A 19,203-nucleotide genomic window follows, 5' to 3' on the forward strand; every position below is an offset into this window, starting at 1 on the left:
TTTCTTAATATAATGAGGTGACTTGTGAAAAAAAAATTTAAATATATCCCAAGATTCTGTAGTGTTCTTATAGTTATGATTATGATGTTTACTCTTTCAGCTTGTAAATTCGGTAAAAAAGAAAAAAGCGAAAATCAAAAAAAAATAAACATATTTATGGACACAACTGATGAATATTCTTCCAAAGCAATTAAGTTTCTAATTGATGATTTTAAAAAAAATAACGCAGATGTTGAAATAAAATTAAATGACATACTAGGTGGTAAAAGTAATATCGTGGAGACTATTAATACAGGTACCGAGATTGATTTGATTTTTACTAATAGGAATACTATTATTGAACTTAGTAAAAAGGGTTTTTTAAGTGATTTAGAGAGTACTTATAAAAATCAAACTATAGGTGAAAGGTATTATGACATAATGTGTTCTTATGGTAGAGTAGGTGATAAATATTATGGTATAGGAGTTGTTCCATATTCTATTGAATTACTATATAATAAAGATTATTTAGAAAAATTAAAGATATCAAATCCTAATAATTTAGAACAGTGGCTAAAGGTTTTGAAGCAAATTAATGGTAAAGGAGTAAAAACTCCAGTAGTGTTAAACGATGACATGGGTGTTGATGGATTTTTATTTTCTTTAATAGCTAGTAAGACAATAAATATCCATGATCTTGAGGGGAATTATGATGGTGGTGAGGAACGTTATAAAAAATTAAAAGACATGCAAAAAATATTTAATGAATTTAACTCCTTAGTAAAAAATAATGGAATAGACGCAAATACATTTGAACTGGGGAATGAACAAAGTATTAATAATTTTAATAATGGTGATTCTCCATTATTAGTAGGTATATCTTATTATAATTCTAAACTTACCGGAAGTAACATTGGCATAATAGAGGATTATGATAATAATTCAAATTATGGATCTAATATACCTATTATAATTAATTCCTTATTGGGTATTCCGGTAAATGCAAAAAACATGGATAACGCAAACGATTTTATTAAGTATATATATAGTGATGAGGTTCAAGGTAGACTTGTTCAGAGTGGAATTATAAGTGGAAATAAACTTGCCAATAATAAAATAACAGGTATTGGGAAAATAATGGTTCAACATATGTACAAAGCTAATGATAATAGTATTCTTATATTATATAATGTACCTGATAAAATTAAAAATAGTGTGACTTTAACTATTAGAAAGATTTTAAGTGGTGAGTTTACTTCTAAAGAATGGGATGAAATATTAAAAGAATGTTATAAATAAATCTATAAACAAAAAAGAAGTATTTAAATATACTTCTTTTTTGTTTGATAAATTATTGTTTACAATTTTCACATAAACCATAAAAATATATTCTGCTTGTTAAAACTTCGTAGGTTGTATATTCTTTTACATCTTCAATTAAATTTGGAAAAGTTATACCTTCTACATCATCAACTTTGCCACAAGATATGCACTGTATATGAGGATGTGATTGCATATTACCATCATACCTAAAGCTACCTTCTCCTACATTAAGTTCTATTATGAGTTCTACTTCTACGAGTGTTTTTAGTGCTTTATAAATTGTAGCTAAACTCATAGTAGGATATGTTGGTTGTAGAGCTTTATAGATTACTTCTGCGGAAGGGTGCTCTTTAGTTGATTGTAGGTATTTATAGACAGCTATACGCTGAGGTGTAAGTTTTAGTTTTTTTTCTTTAAAAATTGTTGTTATGTTATTCATACACACCATCCTATAATTTAATTTGCTATAAAACTTATTATATAATAAAAACTATTACTTGTCAAAAGAAATAATCTATTTTCTATATGTATTTAAAATAATATTTGATTTTTAATTCATTTATTGATTAAGTAACATATATTAGTAATATAGAAAGGGGGAGCTTATATATTGAAAAAAACCTATGTATTAGATACCAACGTTATTCTGTATTCACCAAGCGCTATATTGTCTTTTGGCGATAATGATGTAATAATACCTGAAGTGGTGTTAGAGGAATTAGATAGTTTTAAAAAAGATAAGAGTGATTTAGGAGCTAATGCCAGGTATGCGGCTAGACTTATTGACAAACTTAGAAAGCAAGGGAAATTAAATGAGGGAATTGAGCTGGAAAATGGTGGAAGACTTAGAGTAGAAATGAATCATTACGATACCCCAATCCCTCCTTCTTGGAATAAAGAAAAAGCAGATAATAGAATAATACAGGTATGTAAAGGTCTTAAAGAACAAGGGGAAGATGTATGGCTAATAACTAAAGATATATTTCAAAGAATAAAAGCAGATGCCGTAGATATTAAAGTAGAAGATTTCTATGAAAAATTTGTACCAGAATACGATAATCAGTACACAGGCAGAATAGATGTTTTTGTATCCGCAGAGAAACTTCAGGAGTTTTACAGTAAAAAGGTTTTAGAAACTACTGATTTACTTAATTATGATGATAATTCAGAAGAATATACCACACCACTTTTATATACGAATCAATTTTTATTAATTCATTCAATGGAAAATCCTAAACAAACTGCACTTGGTAGATATGATGGTAAAAATGTAGTTCCACTTTACAATAAGGATAGCAAACCTTTAGGAGTTGTACCAAGAAATGTAGGACAGAGGTTTATGCTAGAAGCGTTAAGTATGGACGCAGTAAAAGCACCTCTTGTAATTGTTAAAGGACCGGCAGGAACTGCTAAAACACTATTTTCATTAGCTGTAGGGCTACAAAAAATATTAAATGATAATAGTGAGCATTATAGAAGAATTTTAGTCTGTAGACCAAATGTTACAATGGATGAGGATATAGGGTTCTTACCTGGTACGGAGCAAGAAAAAATAGCCCCATTTATGAGACCTATTTTTGATAATTTAGAGATACTTGTGGATTCTGATGAAAAGCAGCGTTACAAAAATGAAAAAGATTTATTAGATAAGATAAAAGATTTGTTTGATAGGAGGATTATAACTACTGAAGCAGTAGCTTACCTTAGAGGAAGATCTATAGTGAAAAATTGGGTAATAATAGATGAGGCACAAAATTTGTCTCCAAAACAAGTTAAAGCAATAATAACTAGAGTCGGTGATGGAACTAAGCTTATTCTTATAGGGGACCCTGAACAAATAGATCATCCTTTTCTCGATTCCAGATCAAATGGTTTGTGTTATGCCTCTGAAAAAATGAAGGGTAGTAGTTTGTGTTATCAGGTAACACTTAAATATGATGAATGTGAAAGGTCACCACTAGCATATGAGGCTTCAAAAAAATTATAAGTATATCAATGATGTAGAAGAGAGTATAAGAATTTATACTCTCTTTTGTATATATTTATTGCTTTAGTATTTTAAATAACAAAAATAACATTTAAATTGTGTTTAAATATACTGAGTTTTATTGTACAATGTTATAGTATCTAATATAATACTCAATAAAAAAAGGATGGAATATATGAAAAAAACAAAAGGAGTAAAAACTAAAAAAAGAAGTACAAGCAAGTTGGTTATACTATTTATTGTATTTGAATTGATTTTCACAGCCATTACAGGCCCATTTGTAGTTTATTATGGTCCTTTTAAAAATGTAAAAACTACTGTAGTGGGTGCAGCCATGACAACATATACGTTACAATGGTTAGTAACATCGTTTTTATCAGATGATAAAATAAAACAAATAATGAAGGATCAAGCAGTGGAAACTATAGTTCAAATAGATGACAAAGATTCTGGTATAAATGTAGAAAATGAAAATGATAATAGTATTGAAAGATATGATATAAAAGGAAAAAAATATAAAGGATATGTACTAGTAATTAGTGACCCAACTAGGATAAAAGTAGGATATAGCAGTAAGCTTGGAGAGGAAGGGCAATTAACTAGTGAAATTGCAAAAGCTAATGGTGCAATTGCGGCCATTAATGGTGGAGGATTTACAGATGCTGTGGAAGGATCACTTTGGACAGGCACAGGAGCAAATCCAGCTGGAATTATAATGGCTAATGGGAAAACTGTTTTTAATGACATTAAAAATGAAAATGCGAAAAAAAATGTTGTTGCATTAACTAAAGCTGGAAAGCTTCTAGTTGGTCCTCATAGCATTAAGGAGATGAAAAAAAGTGGAGTAACTGAAGCTGTATCTTTTGGACCAGCTTTAATAGTTAATGGGAAGAAAACTATAAACAATGGTGACGGTGGCTGGGGTATAGCCCCTAGGACAGCTATAGCACAAAGAAATGACGGATCAATAATACTATTAGTGATTGATGGTAGACAGGTAAATAGTTTAGGAGCTACTTTAAGAGAGGTGCAAGACCTATTATATGATGAATATGGAGCTTATAATGCTACTAACTTAGATGGAGGGTCTTCTTCTACATTATTTTATAATGATGAAATTGTAAATAATCCTTGTGATAGCCTAGGAGAGAGATCTGTACCTTCAATTATATATGTAGAGAATAGAGAATAAGATATTTTAAATTAAAGGAGAAAGCATTATGAAATGGATGAAAAGAATAAGTATATGGATAATAGTATCTTTATCTATACAAGGGTTAGTTCTCTTTTATTTAAATCAGTATTTTTCAACTGTTGATTCTAATGTGGTTTCAAAAAAGGTTGAAGACGATAAAAGTGATATAGTAAAGAATATTGATATTACAGTACCTAAAAATGCAGAAAATATATTAGTGTCCTATGATGCGAAATATTTATCATACTTTGAAAATGAGAAATTAAGAATTTCTAATTGTAAAGATGGAAGCATTAAAAATATAGAGGTTGAAGAGGGAAATAAAATCTCTTTTTATGAGTGGCTTCCAGATAGAAATAGAATGATTTTTGTAGAGAAAAAAAATAATGATGAATCTAGTGATTTAGTATTATATTCTTATGATATATCAAAAGGAGAAAAAGTAAAGATTAAAGATTTGGAATGGAATAATACAAAATCCGAAGTAGAAGATATACAGGTATCAACTTTAACAGGAGTTACTTACGTTAAGGGTTCAAATAGAGATGGGATAAGTAGAATATATAGATTTGATAGAATGGGAACTATGACAAAAATTAATACAATACCTAAATTTGTGAGTAATATTGAATTAGTTCGACGTGAAGATAAATTAGTGTACGAGGGATTAGTTTATAATTCAATATATGTTACGGGTCGTGAGCAAGCTATAACTATTAAAGATGTAGACAAGTTAACGTTAATCGGTACTGATGATGATGATAATGTTTACCTTGGAGAAATAAAAGATAATATAACAAGCAAGATATATTATGGACAAATATCAGACGATACTGACGAATGGAAAGATATTGATTTACAAAATCCATCTGAAAAAAAAGATCTATTTGTATCATCAGTAGGGAAAGTGTATCAAAATGATTCCTTAAGAGGAGTAGTAAAAGAACTTAAGTCTGGAATGTTAACTAGCTATAAAGGAAAATTATTGCAGCTATATACTAAAGGTATAGTAACTCTAGTAGGAAATAAAATATCTTTTGTTTATTTTAAATAGTTACAACATATTAAGTTTAAACTATGCCAATGGCATAGTTTTTGTTTTAGGATAAAATCTAAAAGTGCAAATAATATTCGTAAAAATTAATCGTTTACAATATTTTTCTTTATGATATAATAAATATATTAGCTTGTCCTAAAAATTTCATATTAATATATAATATTGATTAATATGAAAATTAAAGAACAAGTTTTTCATTAGATGAATGGAGGGGTTTATTTGTTTACTAAATTCAAGGGAAAAAAACTCACAGCATGGTTATTAACATTAATGATGGTTTTAACACTTATTTCACCAGTTAATGCTTTTGCGGTAGAAAACGATGAAATCAATACTACAGGCGGGAGGGAAGTAAATATACTTACTTTCAATGACTTCCATGGGGCTGTAGAGGCATCAGGTAAAAATTCAGGAATAGCTAAATTTGCAGGAGAAATAAATAAATTTAAAGCTGAGAATCCTGATACTATAGTAGTATCAGCAGGAGACAACTATCAAGGAAGTGCAATGTCTAATTTAACTTATGGAGCACCAGTAACTGATATGATGAAAGAAGTTGGTGTAGTAGCATCAGCAGTAGGAAATCATGAATTTGATTGGGGCATTGATAAAATAACTAAATGGGCACAAGATGGTGGGTTTAAATTTCTAGCTTCAAATATCTACGATAAAACCACTGATAAGCCAGTAAGTTGGGCTAAGCCATATATGATAGTTGAAAAAGGTGGACTTAAAATAGGCCTTGTAGGAATTGCAACTCCAGAAACGGCATATAAAACAAGCCCAGTAAATGTTAAAAACTTAGAATTTAGGGACCCAGCAGCGTCAGCTAAAGAGTGGGCTAAAGTTGCAAAAGATAAAGGAGCAGTTGTAGTTATTGCATTAACCCATTTAGGATCGTTCCAAGATAAAGAGGGTAAAATTACAGGAGAAGCAACTGACCTTTGCGGTGTTGAAAATATAGATGCAGTTATTTCAGCTCACACTCATCAAACAGTAAGTGGTATGGTTAAGGGAATTCCTGTAGTTCAGGCATATTATTCAGGAAGATCATTCGGAAGATTAACAATCAAAGTTGATGAGAAAGATAAAGTAGTAGGAATAGTACCTTCAGTAGATAACTTATATAAGAGAGCAGATACTTTAGTAGAAGATCCTACGGTAAAAGCAATTGCTGTTAAATATTCTACAGAACTAGAACCTATACTTGGCAAGGTTTTAGGAACAACAGATAAAGAATTAACTCATGATAAAACTACTCCAGGAACATCACTTCTTGGACAATGGTCAACAGATGTTATGAGAAAAGTAGCAGGTACACAAATTGGTATAACTAATGGTGGTGGACTAAGGGTTCCATTAGCTAAGGGAAATATTACAATGGGCAATATGTATAATGTTATGCCTTTTGATAATACATTAGTTACAATGAAACTTAAGGGTTCAGATTTAAAAAGAGTAATCGAAAATGGAATAGGAAATGCAGAAATTGGTTGGGTTCAAATAGGTGGTATTAAAGTCTACTATGACGAAAAGGCTGAATTTATGGATAGAATTTCGACAATGTTCTTAGAAGATGGAACTAAAGTTGAAATGGACAAAATTTATTCAGTAGTAACTAACGACTTTATGTTCACAGGTGGAGATAAATTTGACTTTACAGGTGCAATAGATGCAGTAGATACTATGACTCCAATAAGAGATGCATTAGTAACTGAATTAAAAGCAGTTAAAACTTTATCAGTTACAAACAATAACAATATTGTTTCAGGTGCTGCACCAGTGGTGGATGAAGAGTCAGTAGCACCAACAACACCAATAACACCAACAACACCAATAACACCAACAACACCAACACCAATAACACCAACAACACCAACAACTAGTAATGTAACAAATTTACCCCAAACAGGTGTAATGGTTGATACAAGTGTATTGGTAAATTTAGGAATATTAATAATGCTACTAGGGGCAGGTTATATAGTTGTAGAAAATGACAAAAAAAGAAGAAATGAAGCAGCATAATTAAAATTATATAATGTTACAAAAGACCTTATCTTTTTAAGATAAGGTCTTTTGTATATTTGAGATTATAGTAGTTATTATATTGCTTTTAAAAAACACACATACTTATAAGCTAAGTTTAATTGTTGCGAAATATTTGTAATAATTTATTATTTTATTTTAACAATTTACAATTTAAAATAGGAAGAAACTTTGTTATAATAGGTGTATTAAGTTTTAGGAAGAGTGTAATTATTAATTCATATAATTGTCAGTATCCTAGAAAAATAAAGGAGGTATAAAATGTTTAGTGGAGCAAGTATTCAAGATCTTATTTTGATGATACCAGCAATTTTAATAGCATTTACTTTTCATGAATTTGCACATGCTATTACAGCAGATAGGTTAGGTGATAAAACTCCCAGATTTCAAGGACGACTTACGCTTAATCCAATTTCTCATATTGATCCAATGGGATTTATTTTAATTTTATTGGTAGGCTTTGGATGGGCAAAACCAGTTCAAACAAACCCTAGTGCCTATAAAAATTATTATAAGGATGACTTAAAAGTTTCACTAGCGGGTCCAATGGCTAATTTGATTTTAGGTTTTGTATTTGCAATTTTAGCTATGTTATTTTTTAAATTTTCGCCGATTCAGGGTGCTTTAAATGGTGTTATTATAAAAATATTAGCACTTACAGGGTCTATAAATTGTTTATTGTTTTTTCTTAATTTAGTGCCAGTACCTGGTTTTGACGGGTTTCATATACTGAGGGACTTGTTTCCAAAGTTTTTTTACAATATATCAGATTCAATCACTAGGTATCAATTTCTAATATTTATAGCCCTAATATTACCTATACTACCTGGTGGAAATTCAGTATTTAGTTTAATTGTAGGAGTGCCAGCATCTAACCTGTTTTCATTTTTCATAAGTATTGCAGAGATGATTTAAATGGAAGGATGGATTATTCTTTATGAATTTTCTATTTTGACCTATTGTATAAGTAATTACTGTCAAAGTGGAATGAATAATTCCACTTTTGCTATACCTATGGTTTTATCTTATATTTGCCTTAAAGTATCTTATTATATATTTAGTAAATCTAAATATAAGGATATTATATTGACAGTTATTTTGATATTGGTAGTCTTTCAATACATTTATGTTTATAATTTAATAATACTGATTTTACCTATAAATATTTATATGTTACTGGAGAAAAAGAGGAAACACAGGTGGAGAATTGCAACGGCTATTATCATTAGTGCATATTTTATTAATTACGATATTTTACAGGAATATATGTTGGTAGCAGTATTGGGTTATTTAATATATACCTTAGTGAATACAAGTTTTAGTAAAATTCAAAAACTTACTGAAGAAAATGAGACATTAAAAAATAAAAATAGTATACTTTATAATAAACTAAATAAAGATGCACAGTTTCATATTCAACTTAAAGATATGTCACAGCTAGAGGAAAGAAATAAGATTGCCCAAGAAATCCATGATAATGTTGGACATGTCCTGTCTGGAGCTCTTATGCAGTTAGAGGCAGCTAAGCTTTTATTAGGTAGTGATGTACCAAAATCAAAATTAATCATTCAGAGCAGTATTAATGTACTACGTGAAGGCATGAACAATATAAGAAATACTTTAAAAAACATTAAGCCACCTTCGGAAGAATTAGGTATTAATAAGGTTAAACTATTAGTTAAAGAATTTTCTCTTAAGAGTGATATGAGGGCTAACTTTCTATACAATGGAACCATAGATAAAATAACCACAAGGCAGTGGAAACTTATTTATGACAACATTAACGAAGCTTTAACTAATGTTATGAAATATTCTAAAGCTTCAAAGGTTATTGCTAATATTGAAATTCACAATAAAATAATAAAATTAGAAGTTAAAGACAATGGAGTAGGCTGCAATATTATTATTAAAGGGTTAGGTATTGCTGGTATGGAGGAACGGGTAGAAAATGAAGGTGGACAGGTCATTGTAGATGGGACACAAGGCTTTTCTGTTATTTCACTTATCCCGATAGACTGAAATAAAATAGGTGGGTAGGTGGGGACGGTTAACAACTAATGAGAGTAATATGACATAATAAAGTGGATTTCAAGAAAATTATAATTAAGGCGGACAAATAAGGGGCTAGGGTATGGCAATAAATGTTTTGATAGCAGATGATGATATACTTATAAGAGAAGGTCTAAAAATCATACTTGGTTTGGATGAAGAATTTGAAGTGGTTGCTTCAGTACAAAATGGTTTGGAAGCCTTAGAGAAATGTAGGGCTGAACATATAGATGTAGCATTACTAGATGTTAGAATGCCGGTGATGAACGGAGTAGAAGCTGTAGAAAAAATAACTATAGAAACAACAACTAAAACACTTATTTTAACTACATTTGATGAGGACGAGTATATATTTAAAGCACTAAAAAATGGGGCAAGGGGATATCTTTTAAAAAATAATTCCCCGGAAAAAATAAAAGATGCAATTAAGACTGTATTTTCTGGAAATACGGTTATGCAAGATGGAATATTAGATAAGTTTACACAAGGATTTAAAAATCTTAAGCCTGAAATGATTCTAAAAGAATATAGTTTTACGCAAAGAGAAATTGATATAATAAAAGCTATCGCCGAAGGTCTTTGTAATAAAGAAATTTCCAGTAAATTATATATTTCACAGGGGACAGTTAAAAACTATATAACTTCTATTTTAAGTAAGACAGGCTTAAAACATAGAACGCAAATTGCAATATACTATTTAAAAGGTGAAATTTAATATAATATGACTTTAGTCATATAGAAAAGGTGACTTTCTTTACTTATTAAAGAGTCATTTTTTTTGTACAATAGAAATATAAAGAGTAAAAATTAATGAAGAGGTGTTATTTATGAAGATAGTTAAAATTGAAGGACTTACTAAAAAATTTGGGGATGTAACAGCAGTAGATAATATAAGCCTAAATATAGAACAAGGAGAAATTTATGGACTTTTAGGGCCTAATGGTGCAGGCAAGAGCACTATCATAAATATATTATGTGGATTACTTACAATGGATAAAGGTAAAATTGAGGTTTTAGGTAAAAATATTGAGAAAAGCTCAACTTATATTAAGCAAAATATTGGTGTGGTACCTCAAGAGATTGCTATCTATGAGGATTTAACGACTTATGAAAATGTTAAATTCTTTGCTAGTCTTTATGGTTTGAAGGGCTCCGAACTTAAAGAAAAAGTAGAAGAAGCTTTAGAATTTGTAGGGCTTTTAGATAAGAAAAAACAATATCCAAAGAGTTTTTCAGGTGGAATGAAAAGACGGTTAAATATTGCATGTGCTATAGCTCATAGACCAAAGTTAATTATAATGGACGAACCAACAGTAGGAATTGATCCTCAATCAAGAAATCATATATTGCAATCTGTAAAAAAATTAAATTCATTAGGATGTACTATAATTTACACTACGCATTATATGGAAGAGGTAGAAACTATATGCAAAAATATAGCTATAATTGACCATGGAAAAGTAATTGCGCAGGGGACCAAGGAAGAACTTAATTTTCTTGTTACGGATATAAAATATATCACGGTTACGGTTGACGACATAGTAGAGGTTAATTTAGATGAACTTAAGAAAGTAGCAGGAGTTGTGAAAATAGAAATTGAGAATAATAAAATCAAAATACAAAGTAAAAGAGATGTTACTAATTTGGACAAGATAATAATATTTTTCACTTCTAATAACATTTCTATTGTGAATATTGAAAATAAGAATCCTGATTTAGAGTCAGTATTTCTTACTCTAACAGGGAGGAAACTTAGGGATTAGAGCATATAATACTTAGGGGGATAGAAATGAAAATTTTTATTATAGCATTGAAGGAAATCAAGCAAAATTTACGAGATAAGCAAGGGTTAGCTTTAATGATAGCGTTTCCTATATTTCTTATGTGGATTTTAGGAACAGCATTGTCTGGTGATATGGATGAAAGTGCATATATGTTTGATAATACAAAGGTGGTATATTCTATTAATGGTGAGGGGCAGAGAGTAGAAGCTTTTGAACAGTTTTTAAATGAATCAGAAAAACTTGGTTTAAAAGCTGAAAGAATAGAAAATTATGAAAGTGGAATTAACAGCGCTACGGAGAACGAATATGCCTGCTATATATATTTTAATGAGATTGAAAATAAGATTAACCTTTATAAAAATGAAAGATATGATTTTGAAGCCGCATTTGTAGAAGTAGTTTTACAAGGTTTTGTTCAAAAATATAATGTTATAGCTGAAATAGCAAAGGTTAATCCAGCAGCTGTAGTGGAAGTTTTAAAAGAAAATACTGAAAAATATGTTAATGTAAAATCCATTGATAGAGAAAAACAGCCAAGAGCAATTGACTATTATGGAATAACTATGACAACTTTAATTATATTGTATGGTACGTTATATGGGGCTTTTGGCATTACAGCTGAAAGAACAAAGAAGACAGGAAATAGGATATTAATTTCTCCTACTAAAAGATTCCAATTTTTTATAGGAAAAAACATAGGAACTTTTGCAAGTTTAATATTTCAATTATTAATAGTAGTAATTTTCAGTGGGTTTATTTTAGGGGTAGACTTTGGGGATAGCCCAGGAGTAGTGTTTTTGATAATGGCATCTGAAGTATTTATGGCAATATCATTAGGAATAGGAGCTGCTTTTATTTTTAAATCTGAAGGAGTAATTTCGGGAGTATTAAATGCTATGATACCACTGATGATTTTTCTTGGTGGGGGGTATATTCCATTAGAACAGTTTAATAGCCATATTCTATTAAATATAGCTAAAGTTTCTCCAGTAAGATGGGTAAATAATACTATTTTCAAGGTAATATACAGTGGGGATTTTAACGATGTATTTACTACCATTTCTATTAACTTAATAACAGCCGCAGTGTTTTTAACTGTAGCCACATTGATGTTTAGAAAGGAGGGTGCATAACATGAGAAATATTTTTTTAATAGCTCAAAATACCTTTAAAATTATATTTAAGAAAAGATCTAACGTAATAGTATATATAGTATTACCTATAGCACTTGTTACAGTTTTCATGGGTATGCAAGGTTCTACTTCCAATTCTAAGGTATCAATGGGAATTATTAATAAAGACAATTCTCATATGGCAGGGGACATGCTTAAATACTTAGAGTCTACTAAAAAATTCAAAATTATACCTTTAGATGAAGATAATTTGGAAGAAAGTGTAGCAAGTGGAGATGTACAATTCGCAGTAATAATACCTGAAAATATGAAAGATAAAATATTGAAAAAAGATATAGATAAAATTGAAATAATATCTATAAGAGGTCAAGATACTACTGCATGGATTGAAAATTATATAAATATGTATACGAAAAATGTAATAGATATATCAAAAGCTGCTAAGGGGCAAGAAGAAATTTTTGATGAAATGTATGGTGGCTATTCAAAACAGAAATTTGTTCTCCAAAGTGAAATTGTAACAGATAGTACAAAAGATATTTCAAAGGGACAGGGAACAACTCAAAGTACAATGGGACTATTTATTTTGGTAATGTTAATAGGTGCAAGTACAACCTCCACATTAATTCTCAAAGAAAAGAGAGAAAGGACCTATCATAGGATATGTAGTTCGCCTGTAAGTTCAAAACAGTATATGATGGGGAATGTAATAGTGAATTTATTTATTGTATTTATTCAAATATCTGTAGTTCTGTTTTTAGCTACCGTGATTTTAAAATACAACACTTATATACCGGCAATGCAGTTATTAATTATATTAATGAGCTTTGGAACTGTTGCTGTATCAATAGGGCTTCTAATAGTTGTATTTTCTAAGTCTACTTCATCTGCGGGTAGTCTCTCTACCTTAATTATTACTCCTTCTTGTATGTTAGGTGGTTGCTTATGGCCAGTTTCTATAATGCCACCATTTCTTCAAAAACTATCAGATTTTATTCCGCAAAGTTGGGCGTTAGGGGCTATAAAGAAACTTCAAGAAGGAGCACAGTTTAGTGATGTATTAGGTGATATATTAATATTATTAGCTTTTGCAATTACATTTTTTTTAATTTCAGTCTATAAAATGAAAAAAGATAGAAGTGTTCAAAGGTTCATTTAAGGCGGGTAAAGCAAGGGACAGTTAACAACTAATGCTTATTATATTAAAGGATAAAGTTTATTTAGAAGCAATCCTGTGATATAATAAAAAAGTAAATTTCACAAAATTAATTTTTATAATACAAGGAGAGAATTATATGCGCCTAAGAAAAAAGTATTGGGCTAGACCAGAGCTAGAATCTAGCCAGATTGTTATAACAGATCAATATGCTCATAAAGGAAAATGGAATGAAATATTTAATAATAATAATGAAATACATTTAGAACTAGGCTGCGGAAAAGGTGGATTTATATCAGAGAAGTCTAAGCAAAATCAAAATACTAATTTTATAGGTATAGATTTAAAAGATGAGGTACTTGTATTTGCCCTTAGAAAAGTATTAAATGTAAGAGAAATTGAAGATTCAGAAGAGGTAAATGTAAAACTTATGCCACTAAACATAATGCTCATTGATGATGTGTTTGAAAAAGATGAGATAAGTAGAATCTATATAAACTTCTGTAATCCTTGGCCAAAAGAAAGGCATAATAAAAGAAGATTAACTCACACTAAATTCTTAACTAATTATAAAAAATTCTTGAAGCCTGGATCTGAAGTTTGGTTTAAAACAGATAATACAGAGTTATTTGAAGAATCGGTAGAATACTTTAAAGAATGTGGATTTGAAATATTATTTTCAACCTATGATCTCCACAAAAGTGATTTTAAAGAGAACATAGTTACAGAGTACGAAGCTAAGTTCTCAGAAATTGGTATGAAAACTATGTTTTTGCAGGCTAGGTTAAGGTAAACAACCAATAAAGTTATAAACAGAATTGTCCACACTAGAGCCGAAAATTTTGGTTTTAGTGTGGACAATTTTTATTTTCCTGTTCATTATCATGCAAGTGTCATAGTAAGAGACCTTAGATAATATAATGGTTTAGAATGTATAAATATTATTAGCGAGGGGTTGAACACTAATGCAGGAAAATAAAAGAACTTATGATGGTGAGATTATTTTAATAAAAACACTAGGTATCATCATTATCTTATTATTGGGTATGTATTTTATAAATAATACATATATTATTAAATTAGATTCAAGGGTTGTTAATGATTTTGCTACTATTTTTCTTAGTATAATACTTGAAGGTATCCCCTTTATTTTAATTGGAGCATTAGCTTCGTCTATAATTCAAATATTTGTATCAGAGGAAACAATTACAAGAATAATTCCTAAGAACAAATTTCTAGGAGTATTTATTGCTTCTCTAGTTGGTCTTGTTTTTCCAGTGTGTGAATGTGCTATCGTTCCTATAACTAGAAGACTTATTAAAAAAGGGGTACCTCTAAGTATTGCGGTTACATTTATGTTGTCTGTACCGATAATGAACCCAGTGGTTTTATTATCAACACACTATGCTTTTATGGGAATGTCATATATGGTAATAGCAAGAGCTATGTTTGGTATGATTGGTGCTATAACAATAGGTGTTCTTATAGGGTTACTCCATAAAGATAGCCCGTTTAAAGTGAAAAAAGTCAAAAGGTCTAAAAATAATATAATTGTGGCTGAGCATAATTCTGGACACCATATTGTACAAAATCCTAAAAATATAAAAATCATCAAAAATAAGCATAGTCATTTAGAGGAAAATCAAGCTGGTTGTTCTTGTGGACATGATCATAATCACAGTAATGCAGGCAATAGGTTTATAAGAAATATACAGGATATAATTTCGCATACAAGCGCAGAGTTTTATGACATAGGTAGATTTTTTATAATGGGAGTGTTCCTATCTACATGTATGCAAGTTTTTATACCAAAGGAATTTATTTTATCAATAGGTGGCGGTGTTTTATCATCCATAATAGTAATGATGGTATTAGCTTTTGTTTTATCAGTTTGTTCAGAAACAGATGCATTTATTGCTAGAAGTTTTTTAGGCCAATTTACTACTGGTTCAATTTTAGGATTTTTAATATTAGGTCCTATGATAGATATAAAAAATACCATTATGCTTTGTGGAAGTTTTAAAATAAATTTTGTAGCTAAACTTATTTTCCTTATAATTGCAATTTGTTTTATATTAGCAGTAATAGCAAATATATTTCCTATCGAGCTTCTAAGCAAGGGATTTAGTTTGTAACAATAAATAACAGGTATCTATTTACAGAGTCATTCAAGGAGGGAAAGAGTGAAAAGAAAGTTAAATTTGAATGAATTAATATGGTTTTTTATACTCGTGGGTTTTACTTATTATTTTTATATGATTATAAGTTCAAATAAAATAAATTTATATGTACATCCAAAAATGGTTAAGTACGCAAAGTTCGCATTATATTTTTTTATTGTTCTGACTATTTTTCAAGGAAAAAATATTATTAGTGTTAGAAAAAATAAGAAGTTAAAGAGTGGGTTTATTATGTTTTTAATTCCACTTACTTTAGGATTTCTATTTAAATCTGAAGGATTGAGTACTTATAATGTAATGAATAAAGGATTTTCACTAACTTCACAACTTAAAATAAATACATTGAAGCATAAACATATAACTTTAGATGATGGAACAGAGCTATGTGAGCATAATGATGATGAATACAGTCATTTAGTTGACGACGATTATCTGTTGTTAGAGGAACCCTTAGACAGTGTGGCAATAGTAAAAGGTGAAACTATAGATATGACTAGCGAAAATTTTATGAATTTTTATGAGAATATATATGGAAAGCCATATAATTATGTTGGCAGATCTATTAAAATGAAGGGTTTCATATATAAACAAAACAGACTTAACAAAGATGAATTTATATTGTCTAGAATTCTAGTAAGTTGTTGCAGCGCAGATGCACAGCTAGTGGGACTTTTGTGTAATTCTTCAAAGGCAGAAGTATTAACTGAGGGCACTTGGGTAAATATAGAGGGTACATTGGAGCAGCATGAATATAGAGATAATAAATATGGAGAAATTAATGTAATTCCAATAATTAAAGTAAATAAAATAGAACAAATTGAGGGGGAGAATAATGAGTATATATATAATTAAAATAGTGGGGGGTTAGGGCGGGGACAGTTAACAACTTTTAAAACTAATATCTAAGAATATGAATATCATTTCATTACATAGGAAATACTTTAAAGGAAAATCTATGTAAAGAGGTGTTTACTATGGCAAGAAGGGCAAGAGTAAAAGCAGGGGACGCTATATATCATATAATGTGCAAAAGCATAACTGAAGTAAGTTTATTTAGGGATGATGATGATAAGAAAAAGTATCTATCTCTTATAAAGAAATATAAAGAACTCTATGGTGTTAAAATCTACGGGTACTGCCTTATGGATAATCATGCACATTTATTAATTGATGTTAATGGCGCAGATATATCAAAAGTCATGCATGGAATAAATTTTTCTTATGCAATGTACTTCAATAAAAAGTACAAAAGAGAGGGACACCTTTTTAAAAATAGATTCAAAAGTAAAATAATAAAGGATAACAGATACCTTAAGACAGTATCATTGTATATACATAATAATCCAAAGGATATGAGTGAATTTAAAGATTGTCCTGAGGAATATGCTTTTTCTAGTTTAGGAATATACATTGGGAAAAAACGAGATCATTTCAAAATAATTGATTATGACTTTGTTATGGGCTTTTTTGGTAATAGACTTAAAGACGCAAGAAGAAATTACTGTAGAGGGATTTTGGGATGCAACAATGAAAAAATAAAAAATGAAATTGAATTTGAATATGAGAAATCCAAGTATATAAGTGAGAGGAAAATAATTATAAGAAATTTTAAAACTGAAGATATAATTGAATTTATAGCCTCCAAAATGAGTATACCAAAGGTTCTTCTACACATAAAATACAGTAGGAAGCTTGTAGCAGCAAGAGCATTAACTGTTGTTTTAATGAAGAGTCTCTGCAATTTAAGCGCTAGCGATATCTGTGGCATATTAGGAAATATTACACAGGGTAGAATATCAAAATTAAGTTCTATTGGTATAGAATTAATTAATTCAGAAACTAAATATGAAGATTTTATCACAGATTTTATTAAAATTTACTCTTGCTAATAATTAAAAATGTTGCAAATCCTAAAAAAACAAATAGATAAAAATACGATTAACTTATGTTAAATAAAAATTGGACAAGCATATAAAAAGTTATTTTATAAGATGAATAGACTAAAACAAATGCATTTAAAAGTGAAGAATTTTAAAATTCTATATAAAATTAGGGGGTGTGGCAAAGATAATTAGTTGTTAAACGTCTCTATCCCTATTCCTTCTCAATATTAGTGAAAAATCTTTTTTATTTCCATAGGAAATAAAAAAGATTTTGTAGTTTTATCAGAATATTTTAGCTCGTTTTATAACATAACATGATAAACAGTTGTTAACTGTCCCCGTTCTTATAAAGATACCCTTCAGCTAATAAAAGCTCAGCTGTAAGTACTGCACCGCCAGCTGCCCCACGTAGTGTATTGTGAGATAGGCATACAAATTTATAGTCAAATAAAGTATCTGCGCGTAGTCTTCCAATTGTTACTCCCATGCCTTTTTCAATATTTCTATCTAGTTTAGTTTGAGGTCTATCATTTTCCTCGAAGTAAGTTAGAAATTGCTCAGGAGCATTTGGAAGTTTTAAAAGTTGAGGCTTGCCTTTGAAATTTGCCCAATGTTCTAAAATAGCTTCTTTAGTTGGTTTAGTTTCAAAGGAAACAGAAACTGCAGCTAAGTGGCCATCTGACACAGGCACGCGAATACATTGAGCAGAGATTATAGGCTCCACGGCATTAACTATCTTATTGTTTTCTATATGTCCCCAAATTTTCATAGGTTCTTGCTCGCTTTTTTCTTCTTCGCCACCGATATAAGGTATAACATTATCCATGATTTCTGGCCAATCTGAAAATATCTTTCCAGAGCCTGATATTGCTTGGTAAGTACAAACTGATATCTTTGTAGGTTTATATTCCATAAGTGCATTTATAGCTGGAACATAACTTTGAATTGAGCAGTTAGGCTTAGCAACGATAAATCCCCTTTTAGTTCCTAAACGCTTACGTTGTACGTGAATCAATTCTAAATGATCAGCATTTATTTCTGGAATTATCATTGGAACATCAGAATATCCGCGATGTGCAGAATTATTTGATATCACTGGAGTTTCTGCTTTTGCATATCTTTCTTCTATTTCTCTTATTTCATTTGCAGGCATATTAACTGCACAAAAGACTAAGTCCACTTCGCTACTTATTTCCTCTACTTGATTTACATTTTTTATTACTATATTTTCAACACTTTCAGGCATAGGTACGTCTAGTTTCCATCTATTTTTTACTACTTCATAATAAGTTTTACCCACAGAGTTCTCACTAGCAGCAATAACAGCTATTTCAAAATATGGGTGATCATGAAGAAGCGTAATAAGACGCTGACCAACAAACCCAGTTCCACCTAATAAACCAACTTTTAATTTTTTATTCATTGTATTAA

Annotated in this window: 17 protein-coding genes; 15 read left to right on the forward strand and 2 right to left on the reverse strand. The window is 29.9% G+C overall.

What is annotated here, in order from left to right:
* Positions 1–24 precede the first annotated feature (24 nt).
* A complete protein-coding gene (locus ACREWB_RS06550) occupies positions 25–1,278 on the forward strand; it encodes an ABC transporter substrate-binding protein (RefSeq protein WP_431546659.1) in 1,254 nt (417 codons plus the stop codon).
* Between the two features lie 52 nt (positions 1,279–1,330).
* Here the strand turns inward: ACREWB_RS06550 and perR are convergent, their stop codons facing one another.
* The gene (perR, locus tag ACREWB_RS06555) at positions 1,331–1,741 is read right to left on the reverse strand and encodes a transcriptional regulator PerR (protein ID WP_431546660.1); all 411 of its coding nucleotides are present in this window, start codon (positions 1,739–1,741) and stop codon (positions 1,331–1,333) included.
* Positions 1,742–1,912: 171 nt separating this feature from the next.
* On the opposite strand from perR, the gene ACREWB_RS06560 reads away from it, so the two are divergent.
* The 14 genes from ACREWB_RS06560 (at position 1,913) to ACREWB_RS06625 (ending at position 17,778) form a co-directional block, all read left to right on the forward strand.
* Positions 1,913–3,289: a PhoH family protein gene (locus tag ACREWB_RS06560; RefSeq protein WP_431546661.1), complete on the forward strand. Its 1,377-nt coding sequence runs from the start codon at positions 1,913–1,915 to the stop codon at positions 3,287–3,289.
* A 166-nt stretch (positions 3,290–3,455) separates the two neighbouring features.
* Positions 3,456–4,481, forward strand: a complete 1,026-nt coding sequence (locus tag ACREWB_RS06565; RefSeq protein WP_431546662.1) for a phosphodiester glycosidase family protein — start codon at positions 3,456–3,458, stop codon at positions 4,479–4,481.
* Between the two features lie 28 nt (positions 4,482–4,509).
* On the forward strand, positions 4,510–5,538 hold the full coding sequence (locus ACREWB_RS06570) for a hypothetical protein (RefSeq protein ID WP_431546663.1): 1,029 nt from the start codon (positions 4,510–4,512) through the stop codon (positions 5,536–5,538).
* A 222-nt stretch (positions 5,539–5,760) separates the two neighbouring features.
* A complete protein-coding gene (locus ACREWB_RS06575) occupies positions 5,761–7,566 on the forward strand; it encodes a 5'-nucleotidase C-terminal domain-containing protein (protein ID WP_431546664.1) in 1,806 nt (601 codons plus the stop codon).
* Between the two features lie 282 nt (positions 7,567–7,848).
* Positions 7,849–8,502: a site-2 protease family protein gene (locus ACREWB_RS06580; RefSeq protein WP_431546665.1), complete on the forward strand. Its 654-nt coding sequence runs from the start codon at positions 7,849–7,851 to the stop codon at positions 8,500–8,502.
* Positions 8,503–9,606, forward strand: a complete 1,104-nt coding sequence (locus ACREWB_RS06585) for a sensor histidine kinase (RefSeq protein WP_431546666.1) — start codon at positions 8,503–8,505, stop codon at positions 9,604–9,606.
* 112 nt (positions 9,607–9,718) lie between these two features.
* Positions 9,719–10,351 (forward strand): response regulator, encoded by a 633-nt coding sequence (locus ACREWB_RS06590; RefSeq protein ID WP_431546667.1) that lies wholly within the window; start codon positions 9,719–9,721, stop codon positions 10,349–10,351.
* Between the two features lie 112 nt (positions 10,352–10,463).
* A complete protein-coding gene (locus ACREWB_RS06595; protein WP_431546668.1) occupies positions 10,464–11,399 on the forward strand; it encodes an ABC transporter ATP-binding protein in 936 nt (311 codons plus the stop codon).
* 26 nt (positions 11,400–11,425) lie between these two features.
* Positions 11,426–12,553 (forward strand): SagH family ABC transporter permease subunit, encoded by a 1,128-nt coding sequence (gene sagH / locus ACREWB_RS06600; RefSeq protein ID WP_431546669.1) that lies wholly within the window; start codon positions 11,426–11,428, stop codon positions 12,551–12,553.
* Between the two features lies 1 nt (position 12,554).
* Complete coding sequence (locus tag ACREWB_RS06605; protein ID WP_431546670.1) at positions 12,555–13,712, forward strand: ABC transporter permease; 1,158 nt, start codon at positions 12,555–12,557, stop codon at positions 13,710–13,712.
* A 136-nt stretch (positions 13,713–13,848) separates the two neighbouring features.
* Positions 13,849–14,502 (forward strand): tRNA (guanosine(46)-N7)-methyltransferase TrmB, encoded by a 654-nt coding sequence (trmB, locus tag ACREWB_RS06610; protein WP_431546671.1) that lies wholly within the window; start codon positions 13,849–13,851, stop codon positions 14,500–14,502.
* A 172-nt stretch (positions 14,503–14,674) separates the two neighbouring features.
* Positions 14,675–15,844, forward strand: a complete 1,170-nt coding sequence (locus tag ACREWB_RS06615) for a permease (protein WP_431546672.1) — start codon at positions 14,675–14,677, stop codon at positions 15,842–15,844.
* 48 nt (positions 15,845–15,892) lie between these two features.
* Positions 15,893–16,741 (forward strand): TIGR03943 family putative permease subunit, encoded by an 849-nt coding sequence (locus ACREWB_RS06620; protein ID WP_431546673.1) that lies wholly within the window; start codon positions 15,893–15,895, stop codon positions 16,739–16,741.
* A 122-nt stretch (positions 16,742–16,863) separates the two neighbouring features.
* Positions 16,864–17,778 carry a transposase gene (locus ACREWB_RS06625; RefSeq protein ID WP_431546674.1) on the forward strand — a complete coding sequence of 305 codons (915 nt, stop codon included), beginning with the start codon at positions 16,864–16,866 and terminating at the stop codon, positions 17,776–17,778.
* A gap of 322 nt (positions 17,779–18,100) precedes the next feature.
* Here the strand turns inward: ACREWB_RS06625 and asd are convergent, their stop codons facing one another.
* Complete coding sequence (gene asd, locus ACREWB_RS06630; RefSeq protein WP_431546675.1) at positions 18,101–19,195, reverse strand: aspartate-semialdehyde dehydrogenase; 1,095 nt, start codon at positions 19,193–19,195, stop codon at positions 18,101–18,103.
* Positions 19,196–19,203 lie beyond the last annotated feature (8 nt).

It is taken from the genome of Clostridium sp. (assembly GCF_050717635.1).
GTDB lineage: Bacteria > Bacillota > Clostridia > Clostridiales > Clostridiaceae > Clostridium_AD.

Excerpts from the sequence above, each read along its gene's own strand:
- perR (WP_431546660.1), bottom strand. The coding sequence starts at position 1,741 with ATGAATAACATAACAACAATTTTTAAAGAAAAAAAACTAAAACTTACA.
- ACREWB_RS06565 (WP_431546662.1), top strand. The coding sequence starts at position 3,456 with ATGGAATATATGAAAAAAACAAAAGGAGTAAAAACTAAAAAAAGAAGT.
- ACREWB_RS06570 (WP_431546663.1), top strand. The coding sequence starts at position 4,510 with ATGAAATGGATGAAAAGAATAAGTATATGGATAATAGTATCTTTATCT.
- ACREWB_RS06580 (WP_431546665.1), top strand. The coding sequence starts at position 7,849 with ATGTTTAGTGGAGCAAGTATTCAAGATCTTATTTTGATGATACCAGCA.
- ACREWB_RS06585 (WP_431546666.1), top strand. The coding sequence starts at position 8,503 with ATGGAAGGATGGATTATTCTTTATGAATTTTCTATTTTGACCTATTGT.
- ACREWB_RS06590 (WP_431546667.1), top strand. The coding sequence starts at position 9,719 with ATGGCAATAAATGTTTTGATAGCAGATGATGATATACTTATAAGAGAA.
- ACREWB_RS06595 (WP_431546668.1), top strand. The coding sequence starts at position 10,464 with ATGAAGATAGTTAAAATTGAAGGACTTACTAAAAAATTTGGGGATGTA.
- sagH (WP_431546669.1), top strand. The coding sequence starts at position 11,426 with ATGAAAATTTTTATTATAGCATTGAAGGAAATCAAGCAAAATTTACGA.
- ACREWB_RS06605 (WP_431546670.1), top strand. The coding sequence starts at position 12,555 with ATGAGAAATATTTTTTTAATAGCTCAAAATACCTTTAAAATTATATTT.
- trmB (WP_431546671.1), top strand. The coding sequence starts at position 13,849 with ATGCGCCTAAGAAAAAAGTATTGGGCTAGACCAGAGCTAGAATCTAGC.
- ACREWB_RS06615 (WP_431546672.1), top strand. The coding sequence starts at position 14,675 with ATGCAGGAAAATAAAAGAACTTATGATGGTGAGATTATTTTAATAAAA.
- ACREWB_RS06625 (WP_431546674.1), top strand. The coding sequence starts at position 16,864 with ATGGCAAGAAGGGCAAGAGTAAAAGCAGGGGACGCTATATATCATATA.
- asd (WP_431546675.1), bottom strand. The coding sequence starts at position 19,195 with ATGAATAAAAAATTAAAAGTTGGTTTATTAGGTGGAACTGGGTTTGTT.